12 protein-coding genes are annotated in these 13,376 nt (G+C 70.9%); 5 read left to right on the top strand and 7 right to left on the bottom strand.

Annotated features, from left to right (window positions below):
* Positions 1 to 77 precede the first annotated feature (77 nt).
* A complete protein-coding gene (locus ACIQID_RS03475; RefSeq protein ID WP_400282005.1) occupies positions 78 to 1,121 on the top strand; it encodes a zinc-binding dehydrogenase in 1,044 nt (347 codons plus the stop codon).
* Positions 1,122 to 1,165: 44 nt separating this feature from the next.
* Here the strand turns inward: ACIQID_RS03475 and ACIQID_RS03470 are convergent, their stop codons facing one another.
* The 4 genes from ACIQID_RS03470 to ACIQID_RS03455 form a co-directional block, all read right to left on the bottom strand.
* Positions 1,166 to 2,485: an FtsX-like permease family protein gene (locus tag ACIQID_RS03470; protein WP_312672687.1), complete on the bottom strand. Its 1,320-nt coding sequence runs from the start codon at positions 2,483 to 2,485 to the stop codon at positions 1,166 to 1,168.
* On the bottom strand, positions 2,482 to 3,177 hold the full coding sequence (locus tag ACIQID_RS03465; protein ID WP_312672686.1) for an ABC transporter ATP-binding protein: 696 nt from the start codon (positions 3,175 to 3,177) through the stop codon (positions 2,482 to 2,484). The genes ACIQID_RS03470 and ACIQID_RS03465 overlap by 4 nt, the downstream gene beginning before the upstream one ends.
* A 98-nt stretch (positions 3,178 to 3,275) precedes the next feature.
* Positions 3,276 to 4,355, bottom strand: a complete 1,080-nt coding sequence (locus tag ACIQID_RS03460; RefSeq protein ID WP_312672685.1) for a GNAT family N-acetyltransferase — start codon at positions 4,353 to 4,355, stop codon at positions 3,276 to 3,278.
* A 109-nt stretch (positions 4,356 to 4,464) separates the two neighbouring features.
* Positions 4,465 to 4,749, bottom strand: coding sequence for a hypothetical protein (locus ACIQID_RS03455; protein ID WP_312672683.1), 285 nt, complete (start codon positions 4,747 to 4,749; stop codon positions 4,465 to 4,467).
* A 522-nt stretch (positions 4,750 to 5,271) separates the two neighbouring features.
* Between ACIQID_RS03455 and smc the strand changes: the two genes are divergently transcribed.
* The gene (gene smc, locus ACIQID_RS03450) at positions 5,272 to 8,817 is read left to right on the top strand and encodes a chromosome segregation protein SMC (protein WP_400282000.1); all 3,546 of its coding nucleotides are present in this window, start codon (positions 5,272 to 5,274) and stop codon (positions 8,815 to 8,817) included.
* Between the two features lie 27 nt (positions 8,818 to 8,844).
* Here the strand turns inward: smc and ACIQID_RS03445 are convergent, their stop codons facing one another.
* Positions 8,845 to 9,522, bottom strand: coding sequence for an alpha/beta hydrolase (locus ACIQID_RS03445; RefSeq protein ID WP_400281997.1), 678 nt, complete (start codon positions 9,520 to 9,522; stop codon positions 8,845 to 8,847).
* A gap of 28 nt (positions 9,523 to 9,550) precedes the next feature.
* Between ACIQID_RS03445 and ftsY the strand changes: the two genes are divergently transcribed.
* Positions 9,551 to 10,423: a signal recognition particle-docking protein FtsY gene (gene ftsY / locus ACIQID_RS03440; RefSeq protein ID WP_071328516.1), complete on the top strand. Its 873-nt coding sequence runs from the start codon at positions 9,551 to 9,553 to the stop codon at positions 10,421 to 10,423.
* Between the two features lie 43 nt (positions 10,424 to 10,466).
* On the top strand, positions 10,467 to 10,967 hold the full coding sequence (locus ACIQID_RS03435) for a DUF2004 domain-containing protein (RefSeq protein WP_060922216.1): 501 nt from the start codon (positions 10,467 to 10,469) through the stop codon (positions 10,965 to 10,967).
* Between the two features lie 10 nt (positions 10,968 to 10,977).
* On the opposite strand, the gene lipA is transcribed toward ACIQID_RS03435, so the two are convergent.
* Together lipA and lipB are read right to left on the bottom strand one after the other, a co-directional pair.
* Positions 10,978 to 11,967, bottom strand: a complete 990-nt coding sequence (gene lipA, locus ACIQID_RS03430) for a lipoyl synthase (RefSeq protein WP_060922215.1) — start codon at positions 11,965 to 11,967, stop codon at positions 10,978 to 10,980.
* A complete protein-coding gene (gene lipB / locus ACIQID_RS03425; RefSeq protein ID WP_331202786.1) occupies positions 11,964 to 12,614 on the bottom strand; it encodes a lipoyl(octanoyl) transferase LipB in 651 nt (216 codons plus the stop codon). The genes lipA and lipB overlap by 4 nt, the downstream gene beginning before the upstream one ends.
* Before the next feature lie 87 nt (positions 12,615 to 12,701).
* Here lipB and ACIQID_RS03420 point away from each other — a divergent pair, with 87 nt between their 5' ends.
* Positions 12,702 to 13,289: a TetR/AcrR family transcriptional regulator gene (locus ACIQID_RS03420; RefSeq protein ID WP_400281991.1), complete on the top strand. Its 588-nt coding sequence runs from the start codon at positions 12,702 to 12,704 to the stop codon at positions 13,287 to 13,289.
* Positions 13,290 to 13,376 lie beyond the last annotated feature (87 nt).

Here is a 13,376-nt window from a genome sequence, read left to right as displayed (position 1 = left end):
GAGATGAGACCTTCGTCGGCTGCAGCTTCGGCGATGGAATGGATCCGTCCCGCATCATCGATCCGAGGAGAACCATCATGCGTGCCACTGTCATGTACCAGGCGGGCGACGTCCGCGTCGAGACCGTGCCGGACTCGACCCTCCGGCATCCGACGGACGCCCTCGTCCGGATCACGGCCGCGTGCATCTGCGGCTCCGACCTCCACCCGTATCACTCGATGTCCGCGGCCGACGGCCCGGCCCGTATGGGGCACGAGCTCATCGGCGTCGTCGAGGAGGTCGGTGCAGAGGTCGCCACACTTCGGAAGGGCGACCTCGTCGTCTCGCCGTTCGCCATCTCGGACAACGTCTGCGTCCTCTGCCGGGAGAGCCTCCAGACGTCATGCCTCCATCACGAGGCGGCATTCTGGGACGGGATCCCTGACGAGGGCGGACAGGCCGAAGCCGTGCGCGTGCCGTTGGCCGATGGAACGCTCGTCAAGCTCCCCGTGGCCGCGGACTCGGCGCTGATGCCCTCGCTGCTCACGCTGGCGGATGTGCTGGGGACGGGATATCACGCCGCCCGGATGGCCGAGATCCGGCCGGGACAGGCCGTCACCGTGATCGGCGACGGTGCGGTGGGCCTGATGGCGGTGCTGTCCGCGAAGCGCCTGGGCGCCGAGCAGATCATCCTCATGGGTCGTCATCAGGACAGGACGGACCTCGGACGCGACTTCGGCGCCACGGCCGTGGTCGCGGAGAGAGGGGAGGAGGGCATCGCCCGGGTCCGTGACCTCACCGGAGGACTCGGCACCCACGCGGTGCTCGAGGCGGTCGGCCATATGCCCGCCTATCACCAGGCGCTCGGCGTCGTCCGCCCGGGCGGGGTGATCAGCCGCGTCGGCGTGCCCCAGTACGAGGAGGCTCCGATCGGCTTCGGCAGTCTGTTCCGGCACAACATCCGACTCGCGGGAGGGCCGGCGCCTGTCCGTGCCTCCATCGAGGAGCTGCTGCCCGACATCCTCGACGGCACGATCGAGCCCGGCCGGGTGTTCGATGCGGTCACCGACCTCGACGGCGTACCGGCCGGATACCGGGACATGGATGAGCGGCGGAGCCTGAAGGTCCTCATCCGCCCGTGACGCAGCGCGCGTGGCGGACCGGATGCGCCCGGCCCGCCACCGTCTCACGCCGGGGCGAAAGCGCGATCCAGCAGCGGGCGGGTCGCCCAGGTGCTCGCCCACACGACGCCGATGCCGACGGCGACGACCGTCGCGATCGTCATCAGCGAGAGGGGCGCGATGATCAGCGCGATGCCCACCAGCGGGAACACGAGCACCGCAGCGCACAGCGCGGACCCCACCGCCGTGACCAGCAGCGGCGACATGATCGCGCGACGACGCGCGCGGTCCACGGTCTCGACGGGCATGCCCAGGTGATGCAGGCTCTCGTGCAGGTCGCTCTTGTCGAGCACGTCCGAGGCCTGATTCACTCCCACGGAGGCGGCGACCATGAGGAAGGAGCCGACGAGGGTGATGATGAGGCCGGTCCGGATGTCCTCCGCGAGCGCGATGCTGGACGGATCCCCTCCGGCCCCCAACGTGTCGAGGAGCGCGACGCCGGTCCCCGCGAAGACGGCCATGAAGCTCGCCATCGCGATACCGCCGACCTGACGCCACGCCGCTTTCGGAGAGTCGAGAACGAGGCGCGCGGCCAGGAGCCGCTCCGGTCGCTCGGCGCGGCGGAGCTGTCGCCCGGCGGACACCTTCAGCACCCACGGGCCCAGCAGGTTGAGCACCGTGAGCGCGAGGGCGAACATCGCCGCGAGCACGGCGATCGTCGCCACGACCCCGCCGATCATGGGGAAGACCTTGATGAGCACGAACGCGGTGGCGATGCCCACGACCGCGATGACGGCCCTGATCCCGTGCACGTTCGTGGGCGCCGTGCGCGTCCGGACTCCGAGCGGCGAGATCACCACTCGACGCAGTCCCACCACGGCGCTTCCCGCGGCGAGCAGCAGGACGCCGGCCACGACGGCGGCGATCATCGCCGGCGGAAGCACGACCGCCTGCGCGCCGAGCGGTTCTCCCCGGAACGGGATGAGACCGATCAACGGGCTCAGGGCCAGGTGACCGCCGATGCCGATCACGGCACCGGCGGCGGCGACGAGGACCGACTCGACGACGGTGGCCGTCGTCACCCCACCCGGGGTCACCCCGAGCAGCCGCAGCGTGGACAGCCGTTCGTCGCGGCGCCGGGCGGACAACCGGGCGGCGGCGCCGCCGAGGGAGGTCAGCGGCACGACCAGGAGGACGAGCGCGATGGCGGCGAGGGCCTGGTAGAGCACGGCTTCATCGTCGGTCCAGGTCCAGAAGGCCTGCGCGCCGCCGATCACGGTGAGCACGAGGGTGGTGACCACGCCGAAGGCGACGATCGGCAGGGCGAGGACGCTGCGCTGCCCGGGCGCCGGACGCAGGAGCAGACCGAGGACGGAGAGGTTCACGCGTTCACCGCCGAGCCGAGGATGCGGCCGTCCCGGACGGCGACGGTGCGCGTGCAGCGGGCGGCGACGTCGGCGTCGTGGGTGACGACGACGAGGGTGCGGCCTTGCCCGGTCGTGGACCACAGGAGCGCGTCCATGACCTCGGTGGAGGTGTGCGAGTCCAGGGCGCCGGTGGGCTCGTCCGCGAAGACGAGGTCTGCACCCGTCGCCTGGGCTCTGGCGATGGCCACGCGCTGCGCCTGGCCTCCGGAGAGCTCGCCGATGCGTCGCTCCTCCAAGCCGCCGAGGCCCAGCGCCGCGAGCCAGGAAGCCGCGTGCGGCAGGGCGTCCTTCTTGGCGACGCCGTTGATCATCGAGGCGAGGGCGACGTTCTCCACCGCGGTCAGCTCCGGGATCAGCAGCCCCTGCTGGAAGACGAACCCGAACCGCTCGCGACGCAGCCGGGAGCGCGCTGCCTCCCCGAGCGCGGTCACCTCGATGGGCGTGCCGGTGGCGGGATGGAAGACCACGCGACCGGAGTCCGGTGCGGTGATGCCCGCCAGCACGTGCAGGAGCGTCGTCTTCCCCGAGCCCGACGCGCCCATGATGGCGACGGACTCGCCGCGGTGCACAGCGAGGTCGACACCGGCGAGGGCGTGGGTGACGCCATAGGTCTTCACGAGGGCGTGGGCTTCGATCACGGGAGTGTTCATGTTCCCAGCCTCGCTGTGGGCCGTGCGGGTGTCGTCGGCCCGGCGGATGAAGCTGAGCGACGGCCGTCATCCGCGAGGATGACGGCCGTCGCTCGTCGTCAGATCTTCTTCTGCCACGCCCCCGCGTACGACACGGGCACGAAGCCGATCGCCTCGTTGATGTCGAGCATCGGCCGGTTCTCCTCCGCGTTGAAGGTGGAGACCACGGTGGAGTCCGGGACGAGCTCCCGCCAGCGGAGGAGGTTCGCGCACTTGACGATCGTGCCGAGGCGGTGGCCGCGGTGATCCTTCGCGACCAGCGTGCCGAACTGGTGGGTGGTCCCGGTCTTCTCGGCGCTGATCAGCAGCTCGTTGTACGCGACCAGCGTGCCGGTGGGGACGTGCTCCACCGCCACCACGGAGACCGTCTGCCCGGCTCCGGTGAGACGCGCATCGCGGCGGACCACCCGCTCCGCGTCGTAGACCTCGGCGACGAAGTCCATGTCTCCACTGGGGGCGTCGGTCGACAGTCGGGCGAGGATGTCGGCGTAGCCCGCGCGGAACTCGGGCGGGGTGGGGAGCTGCCACTCGACCACGCGATAGTCCGGTCCCGCGGCCGCGAGCGCGGCGTCCAGCGCCCGGTGCAGAGGCTCCGGATCGGCGCGCAGGTCGAGCTCGCTGTTGCGCTCGACCTGCTCCAGGGTGAAGCCGTGAGCCCCGATGACATCGCTCAGGGGGGTCGCCGGGATCCGTCCCCAGCCGGTCCGGGGCTGGAGCATGCGCTCGGCCTCCTCGGGCCGGTGCAGGGTCCAGATCTGGAGGACGCTCCGACCGCGCTCCCTCGCCTCGTTCTCGGCGCGGTCGAGCAGTGCCTCCTCGACGCCGCGCCCGCTGTGGGCGGCCGGAACGAGGAGGTCGATCTCCGCGGCGCGCGCGTCCTCCTCCTGTGCGAAGGACATGGTCACCATGCCGATGATGTCGTCCCCCTCCCGTGCGACGAATCCGAGATCCAGCGCATCGGAGTCGTCCTGCCAGTTCGGCAGCATCTGCGCGGCGTCCGGCGCGAGGTCGGGGAGACCGACCTGCTCGTCGCAGATCTGTCGGTTGAGGGCACCGTAGGCGCGGAAGTCCGCGGCGTTCGCATCGGTGAGGGTGGCCGGGACGATCAGCGGCGTGATCGTCAGTGCGGCGGTCGTCATGTCAGGTCCTTCGTGTCGGAGGGAAGAGGAGGAGCCGGGTGCCCCGGCGTCCGTCCGCAGGTGCACGGACGGACGCCGGGTCGGTGTCGATGCGGTCGTCATCGCCCGGTCAGCGCATTCCGCGCTGCATGTCGTGCATGAGGAGGGCGTGCGATTCCGCGGCCGAACGATGACGCTGTTCTCCGACGAGGAACAGGTCTCCGGGATCGACGGTCCACGACCGGCGCGGACGTCGGGGCCGCTGCGCCCGCTGGAACAGCCAGAGGCCGATCCGGAGCGAGAGGCGGTCCGCGATGCCGAGCTGACGCAGCTCGTCGTCGCGGGGGATCTGGAGGACCTCGCGGTCCTCGGTATCGGGCGGATGGGTGGTGCTGCGTGACAGCGTGATGTTCACGATGGTTCCTTCGAAAGGGATGGATGGGGTGCGGAAGCACCACGTCAGGACCGAGTCGTCGGCCGCGGCGGGTGCGGACGAGAGCAGCGCCTGCGGAGCCGCGGAATGCGGAGGTCGGAGGCGGCGGGGATCCATGATCCGAGGGGATCAGAGGGTGGGACGCGACAGAACAGGCGGGAGAAGACCCGGATCGGGCCTGCGTTCCCAGGCTGCGGTTCTAGCCGAGCGAGCCGTGACGGACGCCGGCGGTCACCGATGCCGCGTGGCGCGGCGCAAAGTGCGCGGGCGCGGCGAGGCCAAAGACCTCTGCGGTGTGCTGAGTGATCATCATCGGTAACCTCCTTTCGTGTGGCGATCCGGAGGCCACCGTAGCGAAACTCTCAGGAGATCGTCAAGCATTTCGTGGTAGCACCGGCGTGTCGCGGTCGCACCGGGGTCCGCGATGACCGCGCGGGATACCGGCCGTTCCGCGGGATTCCGGTAGCGTAGCGGCGTGAATCTCCCCGGACGAGCGGTCGCCCCATGCACCTGAAGAGCCTGACGCTCAAGGGGTTCAAGTCGTTCGCGCAGCCCACGACCTTCGTGTTCGAGCCCGGCGTCACGTGCATCGTCGGGCCGAACGGCTCCGGCAAGTCCAACGTCGTCGACGCCCTCGCCTGGGTGATGGGGGAGCAGGGGGCGAAGACGCTCCGCGGCGGGAAGATGGAGGACGTCATCTTCGCGGGCACATCGACCCGCGGGCCCCTCGGGCGCGCCGAGGTGCAGCTCACGATCGACAACGCCGACGGCGCTCTCCCGATCGAGTACGCCGAGGTGACGATCAGCCGCACCCTGTTCCGCAACGGCTCCAGCGAGTACGCCATCAACGGCGAGAGCTGCCGTCTGCTCGATGTGCAGGAGCTGCTCAGCGACTCCGGCCTGGGCCGGGAGATGCACGTCATCGTGGGTCAAGGGCGGCTCGACACCGTGCTCCAGGCCTCGCCGGAGGATCGACGCGGCTTCATCGAGGAGGCAGCCGGCATCCTGAAGCACCGCCGGCGCAAGGAGAAGACGCTGCGCAAGCTCGACGCGATGGAGGCCAACCTCACCCGTCTGAGCGACCTCGCCGGGGAGATCCGTCGCCAGCTCAAGCCCCTCGGACGCCAGGCGGAGATCGCGCGCGAGGCGCAGACCATCGCGGCCGTCGTGCGCGATGCCAAGGCACGACTGTTCGCCGACGACGTCGTGGCGCTGCGCACGGCTCTCGCAGACCACACCCGGACCGAGCAGGAGCGGCACACCGAGCGTCTCGTGCTGTCCGACCAGGCCGAGACCGTGCGCGCCGGGATCGCTCGTCTGGAGAAGAACCAGAACTCGATCGCCGTCGACGAGGCGCGCAGCGTCGCGTTCGGACTGGAACAGGTGCAGGAGCGGATGCGCGGGCTCTACACCCTCGCCAACCAGCGCCTCGCGCTTCTCGGCTCCGAGGAGGACGACGCGGCCGTGACCGCGGTGACCGTCACGCAGGCGACCATCGACGAGGCGAAGGAGGACATCGAGACGATCTCCTCCGGCCTCGGTGACGCTCAGGACGCCGCGGCCGCCGCCAGCCGCGAGGTCGTGAACGCCCGTGCCGAGCTCGACACGCTCGACGTGGACATCGCGGAGCAGAGCGCCCTCGTCTCCGCGTATGACATGCGGCTCTCCTCTCTCCGCGGGAACGCCGATGCGGCCGCGTCGGCGTTGACCGCGGTCCGCGGCGCGGTGCTGCGTCAGGAGAACGCGCTCGAGGCCGCGCACGCCCGGCGGCGCGACGCCGAGGAGGCCCTGGAGGCGATCGACGACGCGGAAGCTCCCGAGGGCACGGCCGTCGAGTACGCCGCCGCCTACGAGAGCGCCCAGCGTGCGGCGACGGCGGCGGAGGCGGAACGCGAGAGCCTGCGCGAGCGCCTGCACGCCGCGGAGCGCGAAGTCGACGCTCTCACGGCGAAGGCTGCCGCGCTGAGCAGCGCGCTCTCGCTGTCGGGAGGCGCCGCCGAGATCGTCGCGGAGGGCGGTCCGGGGATCCGCGGCCTCGTCGGCGATGCCGTGCAGGTGCGCGCGGGGTACGAAGCCGCCATCGCCGCCGTCCTCGGGCCGCTGGCCGAGGGCGTGCTCGTCGGTTCCGCTGACGATGCGTTCGCCCTCGCGGCGGAGGCCGCAGAGCGCCGCCGGGGCGTGGTCGACTTCGTGGTCGCCGACGCCCCGAGGGAGAAGCCGACACCTCCGGATGTCGAGGGTGTGGTCGCCGCGACCGAGACGGTGACCGCGCCGGACGGGATCCTCGGGGTCCTGGCGCACGTGCTCATCGCCGACGACCTCGATGCGGCGCGATCCGCCCGGCGCGCACTCGATGCGGGGGGTGATGCGTGGACGACGATCGTGACCACCGGCGGCGACGTCATCACCGCCCAGACCCTGCGCACGGGTTCCGGCGGGGAGCGTTCCCGCCTCGAGCTCGCGGCGGAGCGGGACGCCGCGACCGAGCGGCTCACCGAGATCCAGATCGTCGTCGACTCGCTCCGCGAGGCCCGCATCGACGCCGATGAGGCGGTGGAGGAGACACGGCGTCAGGCCAAGGACGCCCTGCGTGCCCTTCGCGAGCACGACGCCGCTCTCGCGACGCATGCTGAGCAGCTCAACAAGGTCACGGTGCGTCACGAGGCGGCCGTCGCCGAATGCGATCGCCTGGAGACCGGGCTCGCTCAGGCGCAGGCCGCCGTGGCCGACGCGGAGGCGAAGGCGGAGGCCGCGAAGGCGGAGCTCGACGCCGCGGTCGCCGCGCCGCGTCCGGTGCTCGACGCCTCGGCGCGCGACGGTCTGCTGGAGGCCCTGGAGCGGGCCCGCGAGGGCGAGGTCCGTGCCCGCCTGGAGGTCGAGACGCTGCGCGAGCGCGTCCGTGCCGCGCAGTCACGGGTGACCGCGTTGGAGCGGCAGCGCGAGCAGGAGCGGGACGCCGCCGCCGAGGCCGCCCGTCGCGCTGTCATCCGCCGGGCGCAGCGCGAGGCGGCGTCCGGAGTCGTGGACGAGCTGCCGCGCATCCTCGACTCCCTCGACCGCTCGGTCACCGAGGCCCGCGTCGCGCTGGCGGAGGCGGAAGCCGCGCGGTCGGCGCAGAACGAGGAGCTCGTCGCCCTGCGCGCCCAGGAGTCGTCGCTGCGGGAGCGTCTGGCCGGGCTCACGGAGAGCGTGCACGGCCTGGAGCTGCAGATCCACGAGAAGAAGCTCCACCTGAACAGCCTGTTGGAGCGCGTGTCCTCGGAGCTCGCCCTCGACGAGGACGTGCTGGTCGCCGAGTACGGTCCTGACCAGCTCGTGCCGCGGGATCCCGGGGCGGAGCCGGCCGATGGCGAGATGCTCGACGACACCGCGATCCCGTTCGACCGGCGCATTCAGCAGCGGCGTCTCGCGGACGCGGAGCGGAAGCTCGCCCAGCTCGGTCGGGTCAATCCGCTCGCGCTGGAGGAGTTCGCCGCCCTGGAGCAGCGCCACGCGTTCCTCACCACGCAGCTCGCGGACCTGACGCAGACCCGGCAGGATCTCCTGACGATCATCGCCGACCTCGACGAGCGCATGCAGACGATCTTCGCCAGCGCGTTCGAGGACACCAAGGAGGCGTTCGGCCAGGTCTTCCCGCTGCTGTTCCCCGGCGGCACCGGCAGCATCTCGCTGACCGATCCGGAGAACATGCTGACGACGGGGATCGAGGTCTCGGTCCGTCCCGTCGGGAAGAAGATCGAGCGGCTGTCGCTGCTGTCCGGCGGTGAGCGGTCTCTGGCCGCGGTGGCGCTCCTGGTGGCGATCTTCAAGGCGCGTCCCAGCCCGTTCTACATCCTCGACGAGGTCGAGGCCGCGCTGGACGACGCGAACCTCGGCCGGCTGCTCACGGTCTTCGAGCAGCTGCGCGAGAGCTCCCAGCTCCTCGTCATCACGCACCAGAAGCGGACGATGGAGATCGCCGACGCGCTGTACGGCGTGTCGATGCGTCAGGACGGCGTCTCCGCGGTGGTCGGGCAGCGCGTCGGCGACCGCGCCGCCGCCGCCGTCTGACTCACCCGTCGGCGAGGCCGGGGCGGGTCAGATCGTGAGGGACTGTTCGAATGCCGTGACGGCGGCGGGGAAGTCGGGATGGTCCTGCGGGCGGTGGGCGAAGCCGGGGAGCACCAGGTGGGAGGCTCCGACGTCGACGAGCCGCCCGGCGATGATCTCGTACTCCTCGTTCCAGCCGCCGGTGACCACGAGGGTCGGCACCCCGGCGAGGGAACGCTCCCGGATGCCGTGTCCCCAGGGGAGATTCGCAGTCGCCCAGTGCTCCGCGACCGCGCGTTCGTCCGGCCAGGACTCGTGGTTCAGCGGGCCGCCGAACATGAGCGGACGGAACAGCGCCCAGAAGCCGTAGAGGTCGTTCTCGGTCGCGCGTGATCGTGCCTCCGTGACCACGGCGATATGCCGCTCGATCGGCGCCGCTCCCCGGGCGACGTCGTACAGGGCGGGCTCGACGAGGACCAGTCCGGACACCCGGAGCCCACCCGCCACCGCGCGGACGGCGGTGACCGCTCCGATGGAATGGGCGAACAGGATCGGCTCCCGGTCACGCGCGCTCTCGGCGAGGGCGTCGGCCTGGGACCTGATGGAGGAGCCCGCAGGGAAGCCGAGGAAGGTCCCGGACTCCGGATCCTGCGAGGGCCACGCGGCGGTGCCGCGTCTCCCGGCGCCGTGGAGGAACACCCGGTGCGGGAGCGGCGCGCGGTGCATCCCTGGATGCTACCCGTAGGCTGGACGCATGGCAGAGAAGTCCTGGTCTCTCGGTCGCGCGCTGCGCGGCATGTTCGTGAAGCCCACCATCGACGAGACGACGTGGGAAGACCTGGAGACGGCGCTGATCACGGCGGACTTCGGCCCCGACATCAGCGAGCGCATCGTCGACGAGCTGCGCGACAAGGTCGCGAAGTACCGCACCACCGACCCCAAGGACCTCCAGCGCATGCTGCGGGAGACCCTGGAGGAGCACTTCGCGAAGTTCGACACCACTCTGAAGCTCACCGAGCGGCCCGCCGTGGTCCTCGTCGTCGGCGTGAACGGCGTGGGCAAGACGACGACGATCGGCAAGTTCACGAAGTTCCTCCGCGGTTACCAGCGGAGTGTGGTCGTGGGAGCCGCCGACACCTTCCGTGCCGCGGCCGTGGACCAGCTCGCCACCTGGGCGCAGCGCGGGGGAGCGGCCATCGTCCGACCGCAGCAGGAGGGCCAGGACCCGGCCTCCGTCGCCTTCCAGACCGTGGAGTACGCGAAGCGCGAGGGCATCGAGATCGCCATCATCGACACGGCGGGACGGCTGCACACCAAGGGCGGGCTCATGGACGAGCTGGGCAAGATCCGCCGCGTCGTCGAGAAGCAGGCCCCGATCAGCGAGGTGCTCCTCGTCCTCGACGCCACGACGGGGCAGAACGGCGTCATGCAGGCGGAGACCTTCCTGCAGCACGCCGGTGTCACCGGACTCGTGCTCACCAAGCTCGACGGCTCGGCCAAGGGCGGCTTCGTGCTCGCGGTGCAGGAGCGCACGGGCATCCCGGTGAAACTCCTCGGCCAGGGCGAGGGCATCGATGATCTGACCGGTTTCACGCCGCACGTCTTCGTGCAGGCGCTGGTCGGCTGACACAGGGCTTCCGCCCCGAGCACCAGGCTGGTTTCATAGCGTTATGGCGATCGAACACGACTACTTCGGACTGCTGTCGTCGGGCCCCGACGGCTCGATCTTCTGGTCGGAGACGGTCGAGCTCGGCGACCAGAGCGTCACGGTGGACCTGACGGCCCCGGACCAGGACGATGTGTCCGCCGACGCCCTCGACATCGCCGCCGGACTCATCGCCGGCCTGGAGAACGTGGACGCGACGGCACGACGGGGGATGCTCGCCGAGGTGGACGACCGGACGAGCGAGGTGACCGAGTACATCCTGCAGCAGCAGGAGGTGTTCGGCGACGACCTCCCGGACGTCCTCATCGACGTGTCCGGAGACGCGGCCGTCGACATCATCCGATCGCTGCGCCTGATGAGCATGACGATCCTCGCCGACGAGCACGGCGGGTCCGAGCCGTTCGCGGTGCTGGAGTACGCGCTCGACGACAGCGCCACCGACGACGTGCTGCTGGTGAACCTGGGCTCCGACGGCAGCGTGCAGTCGGTCATGAGCGCCGACTGACCGCCGCTCGTCAGACCGCCTGCGCGAAGCCGAGGTCGGCGCTCTCCGCGATGTGCGCGAGGTGCGCGGGGATCTCCCGTCCCTTCGAGGTCATGGACTGCGCCCAGAGCCGCCCGGCGCGGTACGAGGAGCGCACCAGCGGACCGGCGAGCACCCCGAGGAAGCCGATCCGCTCCGCCTCCTCCTTGAATTCGACGAACTCGGCCGGCTTCACCCACCGCGAGACGGGAAGATGCCGCGGCGTCGGGCGGAGGTACTGGGTGATCGTGATGATGTCGCAGCCCGCGTCGTGGAGGTCCTGCAGCGCCTGGACGACCTCCTCCGGCTCCTCTCCCATGCCGAGGATGAGGTTGGACTTCGTGATGAGTCCGGCATCGCGAGCCTGCGTGAGCACGTTCAGCGAGCGCTCGTAGCGGAACGCGGGGCGGATGCGCTTGAAGATGCGGGGCACGGTCTCCACGTTGTGCGCGAACACCTCGGGGCGGGCATCGAAGATCTGGCCGAGGAACGCGGGGTCGGCGTTGTGCTCGTTGGCCAGCAGCTCCACCCCGGTGTTCGGGTTGAGCTCGTGGATCCTGCGCACCGTCTCAGCGTTGAGCCAGGCCCCCGTGTCGGGCAGGTCGTCGCGGGCCACGCTCGTCACGGTCGCGTAGCGGAGGTTCATCCGCTGCACGCTCTCGGCGACGCGTCGCGGCTCGTCGGTGTCGTAGTCGGCGGGCTTGCCGGTGTCGATCTGGCAGAAGTCGCAGCGACGCGTGCACTGCGAGCCTCCGATGAGGAAGGTCGCCTCGCGGTCCTCCCAGCACTCGAAGATGTTCGGGCAGCCGGCCTCCTGACACACCGTGTGCAGGTCCTCGCTCTTCACGAGCGAGTGCAGCGCCGAGTACTCCGGCCCCATCTTGGCCTTGGTCTTGATCCACTCGGGCTTGCGCTCGATCGGGGTCTCCGCGTTGCGGATCTCGAGACGGAGGAGCTTGCGCCCCTCGGGTGCGGCGGTCATGCCGGGACTCCTGTCAGGTCGGGTGCGTGGGCGGTGCGGAAGGCGTCCTGCACGGCGTCGACGAGGTCGAGCGGACCGACCACGCGGCCGGACGCCTCGCTCACCGTCGTCACACCGGCGTCGGTGATGCCGCAGGGGATGATGTCGCGGAAGGGGGCGAGGCTGTTGTCGCAGTTGATAGCGAAGCCGTGCATGGTCACGCCCTGCTGCACGCGCACGCCGATGGCGGCCACCTTGTCCTCCGAGAGCGGCCGGCGCACCCACACACCGCTGCGTCCCTCGACCTGGTACCCGTCGACCCCGAACGGACGCAGCACCTCGATGAGGATCCGCTCCAGACGCCGGACGTGTGCGACCACGTCCATCGGCTCCGGCAGGCGGAAGATCGGATAGCCGACGAGCTGCCCCGGTCCGTGCCAGGTGATCTTCCCGCCGCGGTCGACGTCGATCACCGGGGTCCCGTCCTGGGGGCGCTCATGGTCCTCCGTGCGCTTGCCCGCGGTGTAGACGGCCGCGTGCTCGAGCAGGATGAGCGTGTCAGGGCGGGCACCGGACACGACGTCCGCGTGCACACGACGCTGCAGGGCCCAGCCGTCGGGATAGGGGACAGGGGTCGGCATGAAGCCGGGGGTGAGGATGTCGAGCATGCGTCGTCGCTTCCCTCTAATACATGGATTGCGTCCAACAATACAGCCTCGTCCGGGGTGCGGCGCGGCGCGCGGTACCGTGAAGTCATGAACCGGACTGGTCGCGCCGGCCGCCCGAGGGCCTCCTCGCGCGAGACCCTCGCCGAGGCCGCCTGCGAGCTCTTCCTGGAGCGCGGGTACGAGGCCACCTCCATCGCCGACATCACGCAGCGGGCGGGCGTCAGTCGTTCCAGCTTCTTCAACTACTTCACGTCCAAGAGCGACGTGCTGTGGTCCGGGATCGACGAGCGCATCGGGGTCGCGGTCGGCGCTCTGGACGACCTCGGTCGCAACGCCACGGGGGAGCGGGTGCGCGGGGTCCTGCAGGGGATCGTGGACGACTTCGCCCCGGATCCGTTGGCGCTGGCGCTGCGGAACGCGGAGGCGATGGCGCTCGAGGAGGAGCTGGTGCGGGAGACGGGTGTCCGTCTGGCCCGCCTCGCCGCCGCGGTCTCCCGTGCGGCGCGTGCGGCGGGTATCGATGTGATGCGTGCGGACGTGCTGGGAGCGGCGCAGGCCGCCGCCGTCCTGTCGGCCCTGCGCGTCTGGGCCGAGGAGGGGGCGGGCCGCGACACGCCGGAGTCCGTCCTCCGCGAGGCGCTCGCCCGCGTGCACGATCTGCCCTGGGGGGAGTGACGCGGCCTCGCGAGACCCCGGTTCCGCGCCGAGGCCCCGGCGTGCTCACGCATGCGGGGCGGGGTCTCGACGACACAGCGGGGCTTC

The organism is Microbacterium sp. NPDC091676 (genome assembly GCF_044756645.1).
GTDB classification, from domain to species: domain Bacteria; phylum Actinomycetota; class Actinomycetes; order Actinomycetales; family Microbacteriaceae; genus Microbacterium; species Microbacterium paraoxydans_D.
The sequence above is the reverse complement of the archived record's forward strand: the minus strand, read 5'-3'. Positions and strand labels throughout refer to the sequence as shown.

Excerpts from the sequence above, each read along its gene's own strand:
- ACIQID_RS03475 (WP_400282005.1), top strand. The coding sequence starts at position 78 with ATGCGTGCCACTGTCATGTACCAGGCGGGCGACGTCCGCGTCGAGACC.
- ACIQID_RS03465 (WP_312672686.1), bottom strand. The coding sequence starts at position 3,177 with ATGAACACTCCCGTGATCGAAGCCCACGCCCTCGTGAAGACCTATGGC.
- ACIQID_RS03460 (WP_312672685.1), bottom strand. The coding sequence starts at position 4,355 with ATGACGACCGCCGCACTGACGATCACGCCGCTGATCGTCCCGGCCACC.
- smc (WP_400282000.1), top strand. The coding sequence starts at position 5,272 with ATGCACCTGAAGAGCCTGACGCTCAAGGGGTTCAAGTCGTTCGCGCAG.
- ACIQID_RS03445 (WP_400281997.1), bottom strand. The coding sequence starts at position 9,522 with ATGCACCGCGCGCCGCTCCCGCACCGGGTGTTCCTCCACGGCGCCGGG.
- ftsY (WP_071328516.1), top strand. The coding sequence starts at position 9,551 with ATGGCAGAGAAGTCCTGGTCTCTCGGTCGCGCGCTGCGCGGCATGTTC.
- ACIQID_RS03435 (WP_060922216.1), top strand. The coding sequence starts at position 10,467 with ATGGCGATCGAACACGACTACTTCGGACTGCTGTCGTCGGGCCCCGAC.
- lipA (WP_060922215.1), bottom strand. The coding sequence starts at position 11,967 with ATGACCGCCGCACCCGAGGGGCGCAAGCTCCTCCGTCTCGAGATCCGC.
- lipB (WP_331202786.1), bottom strand. The coding sequence starts at position 12,614 with ATGCTCGACATCCTCACCCCCGGCTTCATGCCGACCCCTGTCCCCTAT.
- ACIQID_RS03420 (WP_400281991.1), top strand. The coding sequence starts at position 12,702 with ATGAACCGGACTGGTCGCGCCGGCCGCCCGAGGGCCTCCTCGCGCGAG.